This is a genomic window from Winogradskyella costae, assembly GCF_013403865.1.
Taxonomy (GTDB): domain Bacteria; phylum Bacteroidota; class Bacteroidia; order Flavobacteriales; family Flavobacteriaceae; genus Winogradskyella; species Winogradskyella costae.
In genome coordinates this window covers 178,431-200,355 of the sequence record NZ_JABFDK010000001.1, presented here as the reverse complement: position 1 = coordinate 200,355, position 21,925 = coordinate 178,431, and the positions used below count along the sequence as shown (strand labels likewise).

Sequence of the window (21,925 nt, the reverse complement as noted above, 5' to 3'; positions counted from 1 at the left end):
ATAATATTATGAAAATGAAGTTTTTTTATTCAAAAATAAAAAGTGGATTTCTGCTAGCCACGGCGTTATTCTTTGTTGTTACTTCTTGTGAAGATTTCTTAGAAGAACAACCGAGTACCCTAATTGATGCGGATTATGTTTATACAACTGAAGGAGGTTTAAAATCTGGTGTAGTAAGTTTATATAAATTTGAAAGAGATCGTTACGATAATAGTACTGAGGATTTCATGGGGGCGGTACTTATGTCCTCTAGAGGTGATTTAACGTTTTCGAGATCTGGTTATACCGGTTTAATGGGAAGATACGAAAGAGGTACTTCTCCTGTAGATCAGGGAACTAATTTTGCGTCTTCATTGTTTTGGAAACATTTTTATAACATGGCTAATAAAGCTACCGCAATAATAAATGCTGCGGAAACTTTAGAGGGGCTAGATGACGATACAAGAGCGCAAATTATATCTGAAGCAAAGTTTTTTAGAGCACACTCGTATTTTTACTTATATAGAATGTATAATAATATTTATGTCACAACAGAAACTATTACTGTAGATAATGCTTTTGATGTTATTAATGATAAATCTACGGAGCAAGAAATTTTTGCACTTATTAATAGTGATTTAAATTATGCTATAGACAATTTAGATTGGTCAGATACATTTGGTCGTGTTACTAAAGGTACAGCAAAGCATGTAAAAGCCAAAGTTGCAATGTGGCAAGGGGACTGGACAGAAGCAAAAAATCAGGCGATATCTTTAATAGAAGAAGGGCCACATGGTTTGGTATCTAGTACTGCTGATGTATTTGCAGGTGATAGAAATAATGCTGAATCCTTATTTGTAATCCAATCTCAAGATGATTTACTTGGTGGTGGTAATACAACCATGATGAATGCAAATTATGTCACTCAATATTTTCAGATTTCTGGCATAGAATCTAATAATGATCAAGGTGGTAGAGGCTTTTCTAGAATATTGCCGAATTTATATCTATTGAATCTTTTAGCTGAAGATCCAAACGATACAAGAGATGATGATACGTATTTTAGATTAAAATATTATTACACGTCTGGAGACAGAATAGGTGAGCAGGTTGATGATTATGCGCCCATCACAGATTTAGATAACCCAAGTAGTAACTACACCACATATTACCAAAGAATGCACCCTTCTTGTATAAAATTTGCACAAGAAGATGGTAATGAAGAATCTTATTTAATAAGAGGTAATGTAACAGTTTACCGATTAGCTGAGACATATTTAATCGCGGCAGAAGCCATTATGAGATCTTCGGGTGATCCACTGCCTTATGTCAATGCTGTCAGAACTCGCGCAGGTGCTGCACCAGTAACGACTGTAAATCAACAAACAATTTTAGATGAGCGTGCTAGAGAATTAGCTTTTGAAGGGCAACGTTGGTTTACTTTAAAAAGAATGGGACAATCGGTTATTGATTTTCAAATGACCAACTACGCTGGTGATGGTGAATTTTTTCCAGCCAATTTAGGGTCTAAAGATCCTAGAGAAAACTGGTTGCCACATTTTATAAACTGGCCTATATCTCAAAACGATTTAGATCTTTTAGGTCCAGATTACCCTCAGAATAATGGTTACAATTAATAATTATTTGAATTAGTCATTCTATAGAAACAAAAGGGCAAGCGAGCTTGCCTTTTTGTTTTCTTAATATTTAGACGTTATATATTTAAAATACAATTACATATGAGATATTTAACTATTTTGTTGTGTATAGGACTTGTTTCATGCAATTCTAAGATTAAAGACACTCAAATTACCTTGGCAGATAATCCTGTGATTGCACACAGAGGCGCATGGAAAGCTAAAGATCTACCGAAAAATTCAATAGCGGCATTAAAAGAAGCGATAAGCTTAAAATGTACAGGTTCAGAGTTCGATATTCGCATGACGGCAGATGAAATTTTAGTCGTTACTCATGATGCTGATTATGAAGGTTTAGATATTGAATCTTCAACATATAAAGAACTCGCCAAGCATAAATTATCAAACGGCGAAACCTTACCAACTTTAAAGGATTTCATTACGGCAGGTATGACCAACAATACTACTACAGGTCTCGTTTGCGAAATTAAACCTTCCAAAATTGAAGGACGCAATATACTTATGGCAGATAAAGCTGTCGCTTTGGTTAAAGAGCTTAAGGCAGAAGCCTATGTGTCTTATTACATCAGTTTTAGTTATGAGGTTATTAAACACATAAAAAAAATTGAAGCTAATGCTAAGGTCTTATATCTCGATGGTTCAAAATCACCAGAAGACTTGCATAAGGATGGTATTACCGGACTCGATTATTTAGTTTGGAAATTAAAAAACAAACCACATTGGATTACAGAGGCTAAAGATTTAGGCTTAAAATTAAATGCATGGACAGCTAATAAGGAAGAAGATATTGATTGGTTATTAAGTCATGAGTTTGATTATATCACTACAGACGAACCAGAACTGGTGTTTAAGAGACTAAAAGTAACTTCTGATAGGCATGACTAAGCATTATAATTAGAGCTTTTGTTGCTCGGTATAATTTATTCTTAACAACTTATTTTCAAGATAGAAACAACAAATTAATGAAACGAATTAATTTATTTAGTATCGCTCTTATATTTTTAGGCTGTAATTCTAATAAAAGTAATCTGGAAGTTAATGATCATCCTTTAACATTAAAGGCAATGAGCTACAATATTCGTTTGGATATTGCTTCAGATGGAGAGAATGCATGGCCAAATCGCAAAGATTTTTTAAGTTCTCAAATTTTATTTTTGAGTCCAGATGTTTTTGGGGTTCAGGAGGCAAGACCCAATCAAATTGAAGATTTAAATTCCGCTTTATCAAATTACAAATTTATAGGAGAAGGACGAGATGGAAATGGAGAAGGCGAGTTTTCTGCGATTTATTACAATTCAAAAAGTTTAACGGTTGAAAAACAATCCACCTTTTGGTTATCCGATTCCCCCGATAAAGTATCTAAAGGTTGGGATGCTGCATATCCTAGAGTTTGCACTTATGGTTTGTTTTCTTCAAATAAAACGGATAAAAAGTTTTGGGTGTTTAATACCCATTTAGATCATGTTGGTGAAGAAGCGCAAAAAGAAGGTGTAAAACTTATTCTAAAAAAGATAGCTGCAGAAAATATGGAAAACTATCCTGTACTTCTTATGGGGGATTTTAATGTTGAACCAAATAGTGAGGTTGTAGCAGAGATTCTGCCAACCATGTCCGACTCAAAACAGAAGGCAATATCAAAGTTTGGCTCAGATGGGACCTTTAATGGTTTTCAATATAATAAACCAGTTACACGACGCATCGACTATATTTTTGTTTCAAAATCCTCTAATATAGAAGTGTCTAAATATGCGGTGTTATCTAGTGCAATTGATTTTAAATTTCCTTCAGATCATTTTCCTGTGTATACAGAAATTGAGTTAAAATGATTTTAGTATAATGATTAAAACTAAAAAAGCTTTCCTAGCAGGAGTCGTTATTTTAAAAGCTGCTGTTATACTAATGGTTACATATGCCACAGTAGACCGAAAAACATCAATAAATACTAATTCTGAATTTTTAAGAAACAAAACATCTTTAAGTGATAAGCAGACAGAACATAAAGTAGATTCTGTATTAACATTAATGACCATTGATGAAAAAATAGGTCAATTAATACAGTATAGTGGTAAATGGAATGCAACAGGCCCATCGACTTCAGAAAGAGATCAGTATAAGTATAATAAACTAAAGAAAGGTGAAGTTGGTTCTATGCTGAACGTAGCTTCTGTGGCTTCAATCCGAGAAACACAGCGGATTGTAATGGAAAATTCTCGATTAAAGATTCCGCTTATTTTTGCTTATGATGTTATCCATGGTTTTAAAACCATATTCCCTATTCCTTTAGGCGAAAGTGCGAGTTGGGATTTGGATGTTATAGAAAAATCGGCTGCAATTTCCGCTAAGGAAGCATCTGCATCTGGTTTAAATTGGACATTTGCACCAATGATCGACGTATCTAGAGATGCACGTTGGGGTAGAATAATGGAAGGTTCGGGTGAAGACACGTATTTAACCACTAAAATTGGAGTGGCGAGAATAAAAGGGTTTCAAGGAGATGACTTGTCGGCAACTCATACTATTGCTGCATGTGCAAAACATTTTGCTGGTTATGGTTTTGCAGAGGCTGGTAGAGACTACAATACGGTAAATATTGGTGAGTATGAACTTCATAACACCATCTTGCCACCTTTTAAAGCGGCTGCAGAAGCTGGAGTGGCTACATTTATGAATGCTTTTAATGATATTGATGGTGTGCCAGCAACCGGACATAAGTATTTGCAAAGAGATTTGCTAAAAAACGAGTGGAATTGGCCAGGTCTAATGGTTTCAGATTGGGGAAGTATAGGCGAAATGATTGCACATGGCTATGCTAAAGATTTAAAGCATGCTTCAGAAATTGCTATTAATGCCGGAAGCGACATGGATATGGAATCGTACGCCTACGAAGCTTCGTTAAAAACATTGTTAGATGAAGGTAAGGTTTCAATAGGTGTAATAGATGATGCTGTTAAGCGTGTATTGCGAGTTAAATTTCAGTTAGGATTGTTTGATGATCCTTATAAATATTGTGATGTAGAAAGAGAGAAAACTGAGGTTTATTCTGAAGAGAATTTGGTGATTGCTAGAGATGTCGCTAAGAAATCTATTGTATTACTTAAAAATGATAATCAAGTCTTACCTCTTTCAAAAGACATTAAAAGCATTGCTATTATTGGGCCATTAGCTAATGATAAAAATGCTCCCTTGGGGAATTGGAGAGCAGAAGGCGACTATAATTCTGCTGTGTCATTATTAGAAGGAATAAAACAGGCAGTGTCAAAGTCAGCAACTATATATTTTGAAAAAGGAATTGAGTTAACGATTCCAACAGTTAAGCCAGGTGAAAATCAATTTTTAAAACCTTTAGAGTTTAATACTACAGATAGATCTGGTATTAAAAAAGCCGTTGAAGCAGCTAAGAAAGCAGAAGTGGTTTTATTAGCTATAGGTGAAGATGCCTACCAAACTGGAGAAGGAAGAAGTCAGGCTGATATTGGATTTAAAGGTTTACAGTTAGAATTGTTAGAGGCTATTAAAAACGTAAATAAAAATATTGTAATTGTGCTTATGAACGGACGTCCAATGGATTTAACTCGTGCTTCGGAAATAGCTCCAACTATTTTAGAATGTTGGCATTTAGGGTCGGAATCCGGTAATGCCATAGCAGATGTTATTTTTGGAGATTATAATCCTTCTGGTAAATTGCCAGTGTCGTTTCCGCATCATGTAGGTCAAGAGCCATTGTATTACAATCAAAAAAATACAGGACGGCCTAACGGATTAAAACAAGTCACGTATTCTGCTTATAGAGATGCACCAAGATTTGCGTTGTATCCTTTTGGACACGGGTTAAGTTATACCACTTTTAAATATGATAATTTAACATTAGACCAAACTGAAATAAAAGCGACCGAGAAAATCAACGTTTCTGTCGCTGTAACAAACGTTGGAGATACAGATGGAGAAGAAGTTGTGCAATTATATATTAGAGATTTAGTAGGAAGTTTGGTTAGACCAATTAAAGAATTAAAAGGGTTTAAAAAACTAATGATAAAAGCAGGAGAAACGAAAACAGTCACCTTTACAATTAATGCAGAAATACTTCAGTTTTATACTATTAATAAAAAATGGGAAGTAGAGTCAGGTGATTTTAAGCTTTGGATTGGTGGAAGCTCTGTCGCAACGTTGCAAAAGGGGTTTAGTGTTATTGAGTAGTTTGGGTTTAGTTATATTGATAATCCTAGTTTTTAAGATGTTCAGCGAAGGATAGTGAGTTTTAAATTTACATCTCTATAGTTAACATTAATCGCGAAAACTACCTTTGTCCTTATTTTGGGTTACTTTTAGTTGAAATTTTTAAATTTAATCTTTAAAAGAGCCATATCCGATTAGGCTCCACATAATAAATAGTCCAATCAATCCTATCGTTGCGTATCCTAAAAACACTCCTGTTAAAAGTGCAAGGCTTATAATTAGTGTAAACATTTTCAGTGTGCCATTGGTTTTGCCTTTAGATTTATATCTGTCATAATGATAAGACTGATTTAGAAAAATTTCATCTGATTTTTTTAAATAATATTGAATTTCAGAATCATCAAAACCACGCTCTTTCATTTCCTTTTTTATATCTTTTGAGTCTAGACCTCTTTCTCTTAATGAGATACTGAAATCGAGTTTATTCATGTCAGTTGTAATAAAGTTAGATAATTAATTATGTGCAAAAGTGCCTATGATTTTTATTATTTTACTTTCAATATCATTAATTCTATCAGTCCAATATTCCACTGCTTTTTTTAAATCAGTATGTCTTTTCTTTTTAGTTCCAGTTGTAAATTCTCTAGGAAGGCTGAATAGAAAATGACTATTCTCATCCCAATCTTTACTTTTTTCACTTTCATTTTCTGGTTCTAATCTTGTCGTCCAAAACCTTAGATTCTCTACATAAATGACTTTTTTCTCATTGAGAAACTCAATCAATTTGTTTTTGTCTCTCGGAATATAGCCGGGACCAGTACAGCCACACGAATGAAAGGTAATCCCTGTTTCGTAAAGAGACTCCATGTGATTCCATGCTTTTGCGTCAGGCTTTTTTGGTGATTCAAAGTCAAATCCCATATTCGCGGTTATTCCGCCACATTCGGGACATTTATAAGATTGTTTTTCAAATTCTTTTGAATCTCTATCAATATCCTTCAGTAATCTTCTTTTGAAGGTCTTCCGACATTCAAAACAAGCGTAATGCGGTTTATATGTATTAATTCCGTATCGGCACATTTTCGTTTAAACGGTATTGTGTATGGTTAGTTGCGTGTTTAAGCAACTAATTTAGTAAACAAAAACGAACGCGAGAAAATTCCGAAGGAATTTTCTAAACAAGCACTTGCCAAAGCAATTAATTATACAGGGTGTTGTAGCCAGTACTTATTCGGAAATTTCTATCTTATTATCTTTTTTAGAATAATAATAAGTTAAACAAGAAAATGCTAATATAAATAGTGCAAACAAATATTTATAGACTTTTAAACTTATCTGTAAACTAGCAAAATTCATCATTCTACTTCCACTAGTTGAAATAATAATATCAGATAGTATTTTACTACCAACTATAATGGTAACCAATGTAGGAATATTTGTCAATTTTTGCATATTGAAATTTCCGGATTTATATTTTCGGTATGAGATTATTAACAAAGTAATAGTTAATAATATTAGAAAGACAATTGAAATATCATAAGTGTTAGTATTATTCAATCCAGTTTTTTCAGTAATTAGTATAATTAGGTTAGTCATTAAATCTATAATAGTAACAAATGCAAAAAACAACAAAATACCTTTTAGGTATGGAATTATTTTGTTTCTGAAATAAATTCCTTTATTTATTTTTCCAAATTCAGTACTTAAATCTTCTACGTTCCCAATTCGTTTTTCTGCTATTAGTAATGACTCTTCTGTATTTAGTCCAAGTAGTTTTAGTTCGTGAATTTCATCCCGTAAATGACTTTCTAATTCGTTAATATTATCTTTTGTCATATTTGACTTTTGGGATAATTCTGATTTCCAGATTTCGATATTTTTATTTAAGTTAAACTCGGTTCGATTTTCCATAATTTAGAGATTATTTGATTAATAGATGTCCAATTTTCTTTTTCTGCTAAAAGTTCTTTTTTTCCTTTGGTGCTAATTTTGTAATACTTTCTTTTTCTTCCATTATCAGCCGTTTTCCAATAAGATTCAATGAGTTCTTTTTTTTCTAATTTATGTAATACTGGATATAAAGTCCCATCTCCATATTCGATTTTTCCGTTAGAAATTTCTTTTACGTTTTGGATAATCTCATATCCATAAGATTCATTTTTTGAAAGTATTGATAGAATAATTGGTGTTGATGAAGCTCCAATTAATTCTTTAGATAATTTTTCCATAATAATGTTCTTTGAGAAAACAAATATACATAGAAGTTCGATGTAAAAAAATAAAAACGTAATTTTTTCACGTATTGGCTACAACAATTAAATATAAACAATAGTCCGTATCTAAATCACAGCAATTTACATAATAATTCTTTTACTTTATTCGCGTTATTTGCAAACTGTAAATATAAAACTCTGTAAGATAGAAACTTACGGGGTTTAAAAGTGGAGTCGGAGAGATTAACTGCGTTGTTCTCTAGTGACTTCAAAGAAGCAAATACAGCTGCTTGACTTTGCAAGTCAGATGATTAAAAACAACAAAATCCGCTCAAGCAGGCTTGGCGGATTTTTTTTGTTTTCACTCAAAACACAGTTGTGAGTGTTGTGGAGTCGGAGAGATTAACGTCGTTGTTCTCTAGTGAATCCCATCCTGTAAATACAACTTTTTGTGCTTTCAGCCCAAGCGCTTTTAAACAACAAAGCTCAATCAAGTAAAACTTGTTGAGCTTTTTATGCTTAAATCACAACAAAGTTGTGCTTTATTGTGGAGTCGGAGAGAATCGAACTCTCGTCCAAACAAGTAACCAAAAGGCTTTCTACACGTTTATTCTTTTCTTGGGTTTTCGACTAAAAGCTGGTTAAAGACAACCCACTTTTAGCTTAGCTTCTTAATCTCGAAAAGGTATCAAAGCACTACCTAATCTAAGTCAATTTTTACGATGCCTAAAAAAGAACGCCATTAACTAAGGCTTTCTCGAGACATTTAGCACTCCTACCTAGTAGGACGAGGCTTAATCTTACTGTAATTCAGATTATGCAGCTAAAGCGTAGTTATTCTCGCCGTTTAAAATTTGGTCTAGCCTTTTACGTGTATCAATGCCATTACACGACGTGCTTACAATCTAATTAATCTCGCTGTCAAAACCAGTCGACCCCATTTGCCTGCAAAAGCAGGAATCTCATCAAATAGAGAACCTGAATCAGGGCTGCAAAATTACTAAAAATAATAATGCAAAGGCTATACCAAACTTGTTTTATAGTGTTATTCGGTACTATTGTCAGATTGTATGGCATCTAATAGTCGTAATGACGGCCTTCTTTTTCTATTTTTTGTAAGAATTTAGATTAAATTTTACACTTCATAAATAAAAATTCTTAAGTAAAAGTTTACCAAATTATATAGCTCATTTAGGAATGTATATAATCATCAGTCAGTATTTTAGAGCATTGCTAATTTGCTTTTTAGAAGTGCATCTTAACAATTAGAATACATTATTAACATTGTCATGGTGATCATTTAAAGCAATCTTAATAGAGTGCCTCAAGTTGTTCGTTATTAGGTTTTTATGAAAATTTAAAAAACACAAAAACTCACTTAATCGTTGTTTTATGTGTTTTGGCGAGTGCGTTGATTAGCCACAAAAAGCTAACTTCTCTGATAATTTCTACATTTGTTTTGAACTTAAAAAGAACTTGTTTTGAAAAATAAATTACGCTTGAAACGACTAAATCATACTGTATTTCTTAGCACAGTTTTATTAAAAATAATAGTATTTACTGTCGTGTTTACATGTTTGTCTTCAAAAGCATTTGCTCATGGTGATTTAACTAAGCAAATATTAAAAAAAACCGAAGAAATTTCAAAAAGTCCAAACAACTTTGAACTCTATTATCAAAGAGGGTTGTTATACCAACAGCATGTGGAATATTCAAAGGCAATGGAAGATTATTTAAAATCTCAAGCATTAGGTAATACAGATAGCGTGTTACAATACAGAATTGCGGAACTCAATTATCTATCTGAAGATTATTATAATGCTTTAAATAGTATAACTGATTATTTAGATATCATTCCTACAGATGTTAAGGCGAAAAAGCTAGAAGCTCAAATATTATTCCATTTAAAATCTTATCAAGAATCTTTAAGTGCCTATCAATATGTTATGGAGCATATGGAGGATATACGGCCAGAAGATATATTAGAGTTTACAGATATAATTTTAGCTGAGAATAATGATAATTATGCCGAAGCTATAGAGACAATAGAGGTTGGTTTAGATAAGCTTGGCTCAAATACAATAGCCCTTCAGCTTAAAAAATTAGAGTATCTAAAAGAAAGTGACGACATAGAGAAAGCATTACAGCAGTACGATTATTTCATTGTAGAATATAAAAGAAAGGAATTTTGGTATTACAAAAAAGCAAATTATTTAGTTAAACAAAATAGAGCTGAAGAGGCTAATATAGCATTAAAGCAAGCTACAATCGCTATTGACCAATTGGATGCCAAGTTTAAAAAAATGGAATCTATTATAGAATTAGAAGATAAAATAAAACATTTAGAAAATTCACTTAATAACTAAAATTATGATTAAGAAAAGTACTTTTATGATAATGATGCTCTTGATTACGGCGTATTCATTTTCTCAAACCGTATCGGTAGATATTCCCATTAATGGGAGTGCGGGTTCTGCTGAAGAAAATTTTAGTGGTAGTGGTGAAGTCTACACGGGTAGTTCGGATTTAGAATTATACCACGACGGAACGGATGAACAAGTTGTTGGTCTTTATTTTCAAAATATTGGACTTCCTCAGAATGCTGTAATAACAAATGCGTACATTCAATTTCAAGTAGATGAAAATGGCGCAGGAGATGTTATTGTAAATGTAACAGGAGATGATACAGATAATGCATCTAGTTTTGTTGGTAATGCGGCTTATGGTGTGTCTTCAAGACCCTCAACTACAGCAAATGTGGATTGGGCTATTGCAAGTTGGGATGGACAAATTGGTCAAGCATCAACAGATCAAAGAACACCAGATATCAGTGCTATACTTTCAGAGATTACCTCAAGAAGTGGTTGGGCAGAAGGAAATAGTATGGTTTTTAAATTTACAGGAGTTTCCAGATCAGATGGTGCTTGGAGAGAAGCTGAAAATAATTCAGGAGGAACACCTTCATTACATATTGAATACACAGCTGAGCCTTCAGAAGTTGTTATTTCTACAGTAAATATTACAGCTAATGAAGATGATGGTACGGCTGAAGAAGCGTTTAGCGGTAGTGGTTTTGTAAGTACTATTAGTTCCGATTTAGAATTATATTATGATGGAACTACAGAACAAGTTGTAGGGGTCCGTTTTGAAAATATTAATCTTCCACAAAATGCTGTGGTAACCAATGCTTATGTTCAGTTTGAAGTGGATGAAAACGGAAATGGAGATGTCACTGTAAATGTTACAGGAGATAATAGTGACGATGCTTCTGTGCTTGGATCTAATGGTAATTTTGGCCTTTCAACCAGAACAGCAACAACAGCAAATGTAGATTGGGCTATTGCGAGTTGGGTAGGGCAAATAGGTCAGGCTTCAACAGCGCAGAGAACACCAGATATCAGTGCTATTCTTTCTGAAATTACAGCAAGAAGTGGTTGGGAACCAGGGAATAGTATGGCATTTATGTTTACAGGAGTTTCGAGATCTGATGGAGCTTACAGAGAAGCTTCTAGTGCATCAGTTTTGTTACATATTGAATATGAAACACCACCAGTTGAAATCGATATTACAGGAAACTCTATTTCTATTGAAAATGGAGATACAACACCAGATCTTTCAGATTTTACACAATTTGAAAACACAGGAATTAATGAAACATTAACCAGAACGTTTTCTATTACAAATTTAGGGGAGCAAGATCTAAACTTAACAGGTTCACCATTAGTTTCTATAACTGGTGATGCTGAGTTTACTATTCTTACACAACCAAGTTCTTCTATTGTAAGTGCTGGCGGAAGTTTAGATTTTGTAGTGCAATATGCACCAACTGCAGCAGTAACTAATACGGCAACGATTTCAGTTGCTAGTGATGATGCTGATGAAAATCCTTATACGTTTAGTTTACAAGCTACTGGTGAAACTGCTGTTATCGATTTAGATGTTTTAGGAAACGGAACATTAATTTCTAATGGAGATACGACACCAGATGTTTTAGATCATACAGATTTTGGTCCTACTTTTATTTCTATAGGAACAACAAAAACTTATACAATAGCAAATACAGGAAATAGTGTAATTACAATAGCTTCTATAATTAGTGACAACCCAGAGTTTGTGATTACTAATTCAGAGTCGACTATTAATGGTGGAATGTCTTCTACTTTTAATATCACTTTTGTGCCTACAAGTTTAGCTTTATCTACAGCAACTATTACTATAGAGAGTAATGATACGGATGAAAATCCATTTACATTTAATGTGCAAGGTGAAGGAGAAGAGGCTTCTTTTCCTGCAACAATTACGGCTGGTGATGATTGGTTCTACTTAAATGATGGTAGCGATCAAGGTACAGTATGGAGAACCTTAACTTTTGATCAAAGTAATTGGGAAGAAGGAGCTACGGAAATTGGTTACGGAGATGGAGATGAAGTTACCGATTTAGGAGTGCCTGCTACACCAAGACCTGTTACAACCTATTTTAGAAAGTACATTGATATGGAAAATATAGGAATGTATAATAGTCTAGATTTAGAAGCTGTTAGAGATGATGGGATTGTGGTTTATGTCAATAATGTTGAGGTTTGGAGAAATAACATGCCAACGGAAGGTCCTATAGCATTCGATGATGAGGCAATCACAGGAATTAGTGGGTCTGATGAAGATTTTTGGAATACACAAAATGTAAATTCTTTCCCGTTAGTTGAAGGTATTAATATTATAGCCGTAGAAATTCACCAGAGTAGTGTAAATAGTGGAGATATTAGTTTTAATTTTAAACTAACACCTAGCACATCTATTGCACCAACTATTGAAGTAGAAAGAGGCCCTTATTTACAAAGTGGAACACCTACAAGTGTGGTTGTAAAATGGAGAACAGCAGTAGAAACGCAATCTGCGGTTAAATACGGAACAGCTTTAGATATGTTAACTTCGGTAGTTTCTAATTCAGAATTAACTACGGAACATGAAGTGACTTTAACGGGGTTAGATCCTAACACTACATATTACTATAATATTGGTAATGAAGATGAAGTACTTGCACAAAGCGAAACTGGAGATATGTTCATTAAAACAGCACCAGTTGCAGGAACAGATCAATTTGTAAGAGCATGGATTTTAGGAGATCCTGGAACAGGAAGTATTAATCAAAGAAATGTTAGAGATGCTTATTACAATTACGTTTCTACAGTAGAAACAAATACAGGTCAAACGGATATGATGTTGTTTTTAGGAGATAATGCTTACAGTAATGGTACTGATGCACAGCACCAAAGTTATTTCTTTAATGTGTATGACGACATGTTGAAAAAGGCAGTAGCTTGGTCTTGTTTAGGAAACCATGATGGATTTACTTCAGATTTAGAAACTCAGTCTGGTCCTTATTATGACATATTTACATTTCCAACGGCTGCTGAAGCTGGTGGAGTTGCATCAGGGACGGAAGCTTATTATTCTTTCGATTATGCAAATATTCACTTTATAGTATTAGACTCTCATCAATCAGGTAGAGAAGTAGGAGGTAGCCAATACCTTTGGGCTCAAAATGATATTCAGAATACAACACAAGATTGGATCGTCACTTTATTTCATCACCCAGCATATTCTAAAGGATCTCACGATTCGGATTGGGAAGATAGATTGATTGAAATGAGAGAAAATTTTATGCCAGTATTAGAAGCTAACGGTGTAGATTTAGTATTAAATGGGCATAGTCATTCTTATGAGCGTTCTTACTTTATCAATGGGCATCAAGGATTTGCAAACACTTTTAACATCGATAATATAACTAATGGAGGTCATATTGTTGGAGCAACAGGAGATGGAGATGGTAAAGTTGATGGCGATGGTGCATACCAAAAAACTAGCGATGCAACAGAAGGAGCTGTTTATATTACTGCAGGTTCATCAGGACAAATATCAGGAGGAGATTTAGATCATGAAGCCATGTTTTTATCTTTAAATCAACTTGGATCTTGTGTGATGGAAATTGAAAGTGATGGTAATGGTGGACAAAACTTAACGGTTAAGTTTGTAAGAGATACTGGTGCTATTGATGATTATTTTACCATCAGTAAAACTGGTGTAACACTTAGTGTTGATGATAACGAAACAGTAGAGAAAACGATAAAAGTTTTCCCTGTACCAGCTAACGATTTACTTAATATTAAAGTAAACCTTAATGAGCATGTTACAAATGTTAAATTTTATAACAGCACAGGAAAGTTAGTTAAGGAAAGTGATAACGAAACTATCAATGTAAGTAATATGGCAACAGGAATGTATGTTATTGAAATTGCTACAGATAAGAATACGTATTACAAGTCTATAATTATTGAATAATTTACCTAACTAAATTATTTATTAAACCTCAACACAATGCTGTTAATAGCAGATTGTAGTTGGGGTTTTTAATTTATCTATAAGTTGATAAAATTTAAAGGATTTCTAAGTTGAAAATCTAAATGTAAAATGAAAAAAATAATCTTTTTAATCATCTCTGTTTTAATTTGTTCTTTAGCATTGTCTGGAAAAGATGGTACAGAACCTTTTGAAACCAATGCTATTACAGAAAATATAGAAGTCTTATACGCTTCTAATTTTTATAAATTTCAAGCAGAAGTCAATAGCTTAGTGAAGTTGACTAGTAATTCTAATAGTTCGAGTGAATTAAAAGCAATTAAAACTCAAGTTGAAAAGACAAGATTAGTCTATAAAAAAATCGAATTTATTTTCGATTACTACCAAACCTTTTATAACGGGACTTATATAAACGGAGCACCTTTACCTAAAGTTAGTGAGTATTATGAAGAAGGAAAAATTATTGAACCTTCAGGATTACAAGCCTTAGATGAAGCTGTAAATGAAGAGGCTTCAATTGAAAATATAGAATATATAAAAAAATTAGCAACCGAACTTAAAGCACATGTAGATTATGCTTCTGAGATTCATTTGCCAATTCGTATAAAGTCAAGTCAGGTTATAGAATGTATGCGTTCTGGTATGGTTAGGATTTTTACATTAGGTGTTACAGGTTTTGATACACCAGGTTCTGTAAATGCTTTAAAAGAAAGTTATGTGAGTTTGCAAAGTATGGAAACTGCATTTTTATATTTTGAAGAAGACATACAACCCAAAGCTAAATCTAAGTTCAGATCTATAAAAAAACATTTTAAAAAAGGGAAAAAGATACTTAGTGATAATGTTAGCTTTAATGATTTTGATAGAATGACATTTCTAAAAGAAGTCATTAACCCTTTGTATGCAGAATTGTTAGCGTTTCAAAATTTAAATAAAATTACACTTGAACCTTATAAAAAACACGCTCAGAATTATAAAGCGGTTAACCTTTTTCAATCCGATTTTTTAGATACTAAGTTTTATTCAGAATTGGTGTATTTACCATTAGATAATCCTAAAACTATTCAGTTGGGTGCGTTGTTGTTTAAGGACACTAAGCTTTCTAATGGTAATATAATGTCTTGTGTTAGTTGTCACGATCCTAACAAAGGTTTTACAGATGGTTTACCAAAAAGTTTAGCCAATAAGAAAGGGTTTTATACATCTCGAAATTCACCCACCGTTATCAATTCAGGTTATGCGTCGCGTTATTTTTGGGATTTGCGATCTTATGATTTAGAACGACAAGTCGGTCATGTTATAGATAATGATCTAGAGTTTAATACCACTTTTAAAGCCATTGTAAAGAAATTAAAAACAAATCCTAATTATTTAAAGTTATTTAAAGACGCTTACGGCGGTATTGATAAGCAAGATATAAATGAACGTTCTATCAGTAATGCAATTGCAGCTTATGTAAATTCTTTAAAATCTTTTGATAGTCCATTCGATAAATATGTTAGAAACGAGAGTAATGATTATCCTAAAGATGCCTTACGTGGATTTAATTTATTTATGGGAAAAGCAGCTTGTGGTACCTGTCATTTTGCACCGATGTTTAACGGAACTGTTCCGCCTTTTTATTTAGAGACAGAGTCTGAAGTTTTGGGTGTTACACAAGGTTTCGATACTATTAACCCTAAATTAGATACCGATATGGGGCGCTATGCTAATGGGTTAGATATTGATAAACAACCTTATTTTAGAAACTCTTTTAAGACTGTTTCTGTTAGAAATATCGCTTTAACAGCACCATATATGCATAATGGTTCTTTTAATACTTTAGAAGAAGTGTTAGAGTTTTATAATCTAGGTGGTGGTGCAGGTATGGGCTTAGAGGTTGAAAATCAGACTTTATCTGATGCGCCGTTAGATTTAACAACTCAAGAAATTAAAGATATTATAGCCTTTATGGAATCTCTTACGGATACGTCTAGTTTTAAAACGGATCTTGATTACTAACTATAAAGCAAAATGTAGATATAATAAATTAAAGGGTGTTAGATTTATTTAAAAGTTTGTCAAAACTCCTACCAAAAAGCAAGAATATAATATTGTTGGTATTCTCCTTTGTGTTTTTACGGATAATCGAAAATGCTTTTGTTATTTGAGCTTCTACTGTTTTAATTGAAACGTTTTGGTATTCTGCAATTTCAATATTAGTTAATCCTTCTTGTTTACTTAATAAAAAAGTCTGCTTGCATTTTGGAGGCAGATTTTCTATTTCTGTTTTTACTAAATCAATTAATTTTTCAAAACGAGGTTTATTATCTTCTTCTTCCAAAATAGTATCAAGAGCATCAATATATTTTTTCTCAAGAACCATTGTAGATTTCATTTTACGATATTGATCTATAAATTCATTATAGGTTAATTTGTAGAGAAACCGGTGTATAACAAATTCACTTTTAAGTTTATGGCGTTGTTGCCATGTGCGAATAAATACATTTTGAACTATATCTTGAGCCAAATCATGATCATGCGACAAACTAAAAGCATAAACACATAATTTTTGGTTGTACTGCTTCACTAAAAAAGTGTAGGCATTTGTGTTTCCGCTTTTTAGCGCCTCAATTAACTTTGTATTATCTCTTGAAAAATCTAGCATTATGTAAAATTTCAACGGTAAATTAATAAAAATTTTAAGAATAAGTAAGGGTAGTGAAGATTTCCTTCGTTATAGTATAAAGAAGTTGGAATAGATGATTTCAAAAAAAATAAAAAAGATAATAGTAAAGTACCTTACAAATGAGGCAACTTCAAAAGAATTAGATACACTAACATTATGGTTAGATAACCCTAAAAACGAGAAGTTGTTTAATGATTTTGTAAAAGTTAATTATGCTATTAACTATAATATGAAAACGTATGATTCTAATAAAACAGAATTACATGTTTTAGAGTTTATAAATAAAGATAAAAGGACTAAGCGTATGGCTAAGAGAAAGATATCTTTATTAAAATATGCTGCATTAATACTTGTTTTCTTGTCTTTAGGTTATGGTTATCTAGAATTGTATTCAACCAAAAATGATAAACTTATTTTTCCAAATGAAGTTATAACGCTTAAGTTAGATAATGGAAAAACGAAGACTATTGATGACAATGATTCTAATGATATTGTAGATGAAGAAGGTAATGTTATCGGAATACAATCTGGAAAGAAAATTGAGTACTTTACTAAAGAAAAAAAATCAGTATTAGTTTACAATACGCTAACGGTTCCTTATGGTAAAAAGTTCGAAGTTAAATTAGCAGATGGTACAATTGTAAACGTAAACGCAGGATCCTCATTGAGATACCCAGTTAATTTTGTTGAAGGAAAAAACCGAAATGTATTTTTGGAAGGTGAAGCATTTTTTAAGGTTGCAAAAGATGCTAAGCACCCATTTGTAGTTAATGCAAATGAAATAGATGTGCGTGTATTAGGTACAGAGTTTAATATTTCGTCGTATCCAGAAGATGAAAATATAAACACCGTTTTAGTAGAAGGTTCTGTAAATGTTTATAAAGCTAATGCGGTTTACAATGAAGAAAATACAACATTATTAAAGCCGGGGTATAAAGCGGCTTGGAGTAAAGTGGATAGTGAAATACAAGTTTCTGAAGCGGATGTAGAGACACATTTAGCTTGGCTAAAAGGTAGACTTATTCTTAAGGAAGTAGAGTTCAAAGCTATTTTAAAGAAACTAGAAAGACAATATAATGTCAAATTTGTAAATCATGATAAATCATTGGAAAATAGATTTTTTACAGCAAAATTTGATAATGAGGATATCGATCAAGTGATGGAAAGCTTAAGCTACTCAGGGAATTTTACGTATCTATTTAATAAAAATACAATTATCATTAATTCTAATAAAAAATAATGCCTATGCTATAAACTTAAAATGTAAATATTTCTATTTAAGTAAATCTACTTTTAATTTTATTATAGTGGCTCAATCTTTAAGCTATAACGAAAAAATCGGAAAATGTTGGAGCATTTCCCGATCTAAAAAAAGTGATTTACATGTCTAACACATTAAAATCAAATCAAAAGTATGCAAAAAAATATCATTGAGATAGGTGAAATGCTATATCTCCCTAAACTAAGTTTAAAAATGAAGCTCACTTCCATTTTGCTTTTTTTTACTTTATTGCAAATCCATGCAACATCAAATTCCCAAAATGTTAAAATATCATTGGATTGTAATGAGATGAAATTAGAATCTATTTTAAGTCAAATAGAGAAAAAGACTGATTTTAAATTTTTGTATGAAAAAACTATTTTAGATAAAGATAAGCTTCTAAATATTTCTACAAAAAATGAGAAACTATCGAGTGTTTTAAAAACGATATTTGATAATACGGACATCGATTATCGTATTGTTAAAAAGCAGATTGTTTTACGTAGAAATCAGGAAAACCCAATCAAATTGAATGCGTCTGTAGCTCAGAGTAAGATTACAGGAACAGTAAGAGATAAAAATGGGATGTCACTACCAGGAGCAACAGTACTCGAAAAAGGTACAAATAATGGTGTTATTACTGATTTAGATGGAAATTACAGTTTAAGCATATCTCAAAGTGCTGTGACAATGGTCGTGTCATTTATCGGATATGAAACAAAGGAAATTGAAGCTAAAAATGGTGATATTATAAATATAGTATTACAAGAATCAGTTACAGGGCTTGAGGAGGCGGTTATAATTGGTTACGGGAAAGTTAAAAGAGAAAATTTAACGGGTTCTGTAGGGACTGTTGATATGAAAAATATTACAAGTCAGGCACCTACTGTAAATCTAGATAATGCGTTGCAAGGACAGATTGCGGGTGTTAATGTTACAAGCTCATCAGGACAGCCAGGTGCAGCAGCTAGAATAAGAATTAGAGGAACCACTTCTTTATTAGGATCAAATCAACCCTTATATGTTATTGATGGAATTCCTGTAGCTCCGAATAGTAATATTCCTACAGGCGGCTCAGAAGGTAATAATTTGGGGTCAGAATTAAATCAAGAAGGCATTAGCACACCTATCGGTAATATTAATACTTCAGATATTGAATCTATCAGTGTTTTAAAAGATGCATCTGCAGCTGCTATTTACGGATCAAGAGCGGCTAATGGAGTTATAATTATAAACACAAGACAAGGTACATTTTCTAGTAAAACAAAATTTCAACTTAATATCTCTACAAGTACTCAAAGTGCGCAAACCTTAGATGTTTTAAATGCGAGTCAGTTTAGAAATATTTTAACAACTGCTGTAGGGAGCGGCACAAGAGATGATGCATTTACTAGGTCGGTATTGGATGGTTCTTATTTTGGTGATGCAGATACAAATTGGGAAGATGAGTTGAGTCCTGGGGCTCCAATATCTAGTAACTATAATTTAAATATACGTGGTGGTTCAGAAAAGTCTAGATACTCTATGACATTAGGAGTTAATACTCAAGATGGTGTTTATAATAACACAGGGTTCAATAGATATAATTTTTCGACTAATCTTGATACTAAAATTAATGACAATTGGACCTTTGGTTCTAAGGTAAATATATCTTCTTCTGATCAAGACGCTGTAGACGGAGGACTTACACAGCTCATTTATGATTTTAGACCAGATGTACCAGTTTTTGATACAGATGGAAATTATTCTTTTTCACCACAGTATACGCAAGAAAATCCAGTAGCCCGTTCTAAAGCACTTAATAATAATAAAACATTTTTATTATTAGGGTCTATATATACAGAATTAAAACTGGCAGAAGGATTAAATTTTAAAACTTTATTCTCTTTGAATTATAATGATGGTAATCAAAAGAGTTTTTATCCCGAATTTACGTTTGTTGGTGGTTGGGATCGTAATATAGGTAATGGAGACGGTTATGCCCAAGAAAGTAGGAGTCGTAGCGCAAGTACGTTATTTCAAAATACCTTATCCTATGATAAATTGATCGGAAAGCATAATATTAGTGCAGTTATCGGAGCTTCTTTTGAAAAGAATAAAATATCAAATGTAAAAGTTTGGGGAGAAGGTTTTTCTAATGAGGTATTAACAAATATATCGAGTGCTACCGTTTTTTCAGATGGATCATCATATGAAACTTATTCAGGGTTAGCCTCTTATTTTGGACGTGTTAATTATGATTTTGATGACAAATATTTATTGACGTTATCTGCAAGAGTAGATGGTTCTTCAAAGTTTGCAAAGGATAATCAGTATGCGTTTTTTCCTGCAGCAGCTGCGGCTTGGAGACTTTCAAATGAAGAGTTTTTGATAAATGTTGATTTTATTGACGAATTAAAATTGAGAGCAAGTATAGGAACTACTGGGCAACAAGATTTTGGAGATTACGCGTGGCGAACGCTTTTTGAAGGAGAAGATTATGGGCCAGATCCATCTGTTATTATAACCCAATTAGGGAATGATAAATTAAAATGGGAGAGAACTGAACAAATAGATTTCGGTCTTGATTTCACTCTTTTTAGAGGAAGATTTAGTGGAGGTGTCGGATATTATTCTAAAGAAACAAAAGATGCTTTATTTACCTCAATAACGCCAGGAAATACCGGTTATAACAGGATTATTGCTAATATTGGTAATACCAAAAATTCAGGTGTTGAGCTAGAACTAAAAGGAGACATTATAACCTCTAAGAATTTTAATTGGAATGTATCATTCAACATCAGTAAAAACGAAAATAAATTAACCAAAATCTCTGATGATTTTAGAGATGAAGATGGCTTCTTAACAGGTTTTCCAGGAGGAGGACGCTTAAAAGAAGGAAGTCCAATAGGATTAATTTATGGTTATGTTGCTGAGGGTCTTTTTCAAGATCAAAATGCTATCGATGCTTTAAATGCAGGTTCGCCTTCAGGAGTTTATCAAAATATTCAAACCGCTCCAGGTGATTTAAAATTTAAAGATTTAACAGGGCCAGACGGCGTCCCAGATGGTATCATAACCAACTTAGATCAAACAGTTATAGGAGATACGCAACCAGATTTCTTTGGAGGGTTTAATAATACATTTCAGTATAAAGGGTTTGCATTGTCTACCTTCTTTACGTTTTCAGTAGGTAATGACATTGAAGCTTTTGGTTTAGCTAGAGGGACAAATTTTGGAAGTACATTTATTGGTGAGAATAAGGAAACTAGTGTTTTAAATGCATGGACTCCAGAGAATAGAGACACCAATATACCTCGATCGGTTTATTACGACCCAAATAATAATGATAGAACATCTTCTCATTACGTTTATGATGCTTCTTACATTAGATTAAAAACGTTAAGCTTTAGTTATACGTTTTCGAAAAAGGATATTGAACAACTTCAATTTTTAGATACGATGTCTATATTTTTCTCTGCTCAAAACTTATTTACAATAACGGATTATCCCGGTGCAGATCCAGAAGCTTCTAATTTATTTAATAATGATATTAGTTCTGGTAGAGATAATAATCGTTTCCCTATTTCAAAAGTATTCACAATGGGATTAAATATTGCATTTTAAAAAAAATTAA

14 protein-coding genes and 1 other RNA gene are annotated in these 21,925 nt (G+C 32.7%); 9 read left to right on the top strand and 6 right to left on the bottom strand.

All coding sequences use genetic code 11. The features are described from left to right. Positions 1–8 precede the first annotated feature (8 nt). The 4 genes from HM986_RS00855 (at position 9) to bglX (ending at position 5,831) form a co-directional block, all read left to right on the top strand. The gene (locus tag HM986_RS00855) at positions 9–1,616 is read left to right on the top strand and encodes a RagB/SusD family nutrient uptake outer membrane protein (RefSeq protein WP_218841374.1); all 1,608 of its coding nucleotides are present in this window, start codon (positions 9–11) and stop codon (positions 1,614–1,616) included. A gap of 102 nt (positions 1,617–1,718) precedes the next feature. Continuing rightward, positions 1,719–2,522, top strand: a complete 804-nt coding sequence (locus HM986_RS00850; protein ID WP_179333193.1) for a glycerophosphodiester phosphodiesterase — start codon at positions 1,719–1,721, stop codon at positions 2,520–2,522. A 77-nt stretch (positions 2,523–2,599) separates the two neighbouring features. Beyond that, a complete protein-coding gene (locus tag HM986_RS00845; protein WP_179333192.1) occupies positions 2,600–3,463 on the top strand; it encodes an endonuclease/exonuclease/phosphatase family protein in 864 nt (287 codons plus the stop codon). A 10-nt stretch (positions 3,464–3,473) separates the two neighbouring features. Next, a complete protein-coding gene (gene bglX / locus HM986_RS00840) occupies positions 3,474–5,831 on the top strand; it encodes a beta-glucosidase BglX (protein WP_246288438.1) in 2,358 nt (785 codons plus the stop codon). A gap of 147 nt (positions 5,832–5,978) precedes the next feature. Here bglX and HM986_RS00835 read toward each other — a convergent pair whose 3' ends face one another. The 5 genes from HM986_RS00835 to ssrA all read right to left on the bottom strand — a co-directional run bounded on the left by HM986_RS00835 (position 5,979) and on the right by ssrA (position 8,962). Then, a complete protein-coding gene (locus tag HM986_RS00835; RefSeq protein WP_179333191.1) occupies positions 5,979–6,299 on the bottom strand; it encodes a hypothetical protein in 321 nt (106 codons plus the stop codon). 24 nt (positions 6,300–6,323) lie between these two features. Beyond that, positions 6,324–6,890, bottom strand: coding sequence for a hypothetical protein (locus HM986_RS00830; RefSeq protein ID WP_179333190.1), 567 nt, complete (start codon positions 6,888–6,890; stop codon positions 6,324–6,326). Positions 6,891–7,037: 147 nt separating this feature from the next. Then, positions 7,038–7,721, bottom strand: a complete 684-nt coding sequence (locus HM986_RS00825) for a permease prefix domain 1-containing protein (RefSeq protein ID WP_179333189.1) — start codon at positions 7,719–7,721, stop codon at positions 7,038–7,040. Then, positions 7,694–8,038: a PadR family transcriptional regulator gene (locus tag HM986_RS00820; protein ID WP_179333188.1), complete on the bottom strand. Its 345-nt coding sequence runs from the start codon at positions 8,036–8,038 to the stop codon at positions 7,694–7,696. Before HM986_RS00820 ends, HM986_RS00825 begins: the two co-directional genes overlap by 28 nt. Before the next feature lie 530 nt (positions 8,039–8,568). Further along, positions 8,569–8,962: a transfer-messenger RNA gene (gene ssrA / locus HM986_RS00815) on the bottom strand. Between the two features lie 542 nt (positions 8,963–9,504). Here ssrA and HM986_RS00810 point away from each other — a divergent pair. The 3 genes from HM986_RS00810 to HM986_RS00800 all read left to right on the top strand — a co-directional run bounded on the left by HM986_RS00810 (position 9,505) and on the right by HM986_RS00800 (position 16,381). Further along, complete coding sequence (locus tag HM986_RS00810) at positions 9,505–10,389, top strand: tetratricopeptide repeat protein (RefSeq protein ID WP_179333187.1); 885 nt, start codon at positions 9,505–9,507, stop codon at positions 10,387–10,389. A gap of 4 nt (positions 10,390–10,393) precedes the next feature. Continuing rightward, entirely contained in the window at positions 10,394–14,362 is a 3,969-nt protein-coding gene (locus HM986_RS00805; protein ID WP_179333186.1) for a choice-of-anchor D domain-containing protein, read from the top strand. A gap of 129 nt (positions 14,363–14,491) precedes the next feature. Continuing rightward, positions 14,492–16,381: a cytochrome-c peroxidase gene (locus tag HM986_RS00800; RefSeq protein ID WP_179333185.1), complete on the top strand. Its 1,890-nt coding sequence runs from the start codon at positions 14,492–14,494 to the stop codon at positions 16,379–16,381. 28 nt (positions 16,382–16,409) lie between these two features. On the opposite strand, the gene HM986_RS00795 is transcribed toward HM986_RS00800, so the two are convergent. Next, a complete protein-coding gene (locus tag HM986_RS00795; protein WP_179333184.1) occupies positions 16,410–17,027 on the bottom strand; it encodes an RNA polymerase sigma factor in 618 nt (205 codons plus the stop codon). 94 nt (positions 17,028–17,121) lie between these two features. Here HM986_RS00795 and HM986_RS00790 point away from each other — a divergent pair, with 94 nt between their 5' ends. After that, positions 17,122–18,288, top strand: a complete 1,167-nt coding sequence (locus HM986_RS00790) for a FecR family protein (protein ID WP_179333183.1) — start codon at positions 17,122–17,124, stop codon at positions 18,286–18,288. A gap of 174 nt (positions 18,289–18,462) precedes the next feature. Beyond that, positions 18,463–21,915: a SusC/RagA family TonB-linked outer membrane protein gene (locus HM986_RS00785; RefSeq protein WP_179333182.1), complete on the top strand. Its 3,453-nt coding sequence runs from the start codon at positions 18,463–18,465 to the stop codon at positions 21,913–21,915. Positions 21,916–21,925 lie beyond the last annotated feature (10 nt).

Coding starts and splice junctions, on each gene's coding strand:
- HM986_RS00855 (WP_218841374.1), top strand. CDS start 9: ATGAAAATGAAGTTTTTTTATTCAAAAATAAAAAGTGGATTTCTGCTA.
- HM986_RS00850 (WP_179333193.1), top strand. CDS start 1,719: ATGAGATATTTAACTATTTTGTTGTGTATAGGACTTGTTTCATGCAAT.
- HM986_RS00845 (WP_179333192.1), top strand. CDS start 2,600: ATGAAACGAATTAATTTATTTAGTATCGCTCTTATATTTTTAGGCTGT.
- bglX (WP_246288438.1), top strand. CDS start 3,474: ATGATTAAAACTAAAAAAGCTTTCCTAGCAGGAGTCGTTATTTTAAAA.
- HM986_RS00835 (WP_179333191.1), bottom strand. CDS start 6,299: ATGAATAAACTCGATTTCAGTATCTCATTAAGAGAAAGAGGTCTAGAC.
- HM986_RS00830 (WP_179333190.1), bottom strand. CDS start 6,890: ATGTGCCGATACGGAATTAATACATATAAACCGCATTACGCTTGTTTT.
- HM986_RS00825 (WP_179333189.1), bottom strand. CDS start 7,721: ATGGAAAATCGAACCGAGTTTAACTTAAATAAAAATATCGAAATCTGG.
- HM986_RS00820 (WP_179333188.1), bottom strand. CDS start 8,038: ATGGAAAAATTATCTAAAGAATTAATTGGAGCTTCATCAACACCAATT.
- HM986_RS00805 (WP_179333186.1), top strand. CDS start 10,394: ATGATTAAGAAAAGTACTTTTATGATAATGATGCTCTTGATTACGGCG.
- HM986_RS00800 (WP_179333185.1), top strand. CDS start 14,492: ATGAAAAAAATAATCTTTTTAATCATCTCTGTTTTAATTTGTTCTTTA.
- HM986_RS00795 (WP_179333184.1), bottom strand. CDS start 17,027: ATGCTAGATTTTTCAAGAGATAATACAAAGTTAATTGAGGCGCTAAAA.
- HM986_RS00790 (WP_179333183.1), top strand. CDS start 17,122: ATGATTTCAAAAAAAATAAAAAAGATAATAGTAAAGTACCTTACAAAT.
- HM986_RS00785 (WP_179333182.1), top strand. CDS start 18,463: ATGCAAAAAAATATCATTGAGATAGGTGAAATGCTATATCTCCCTAAA.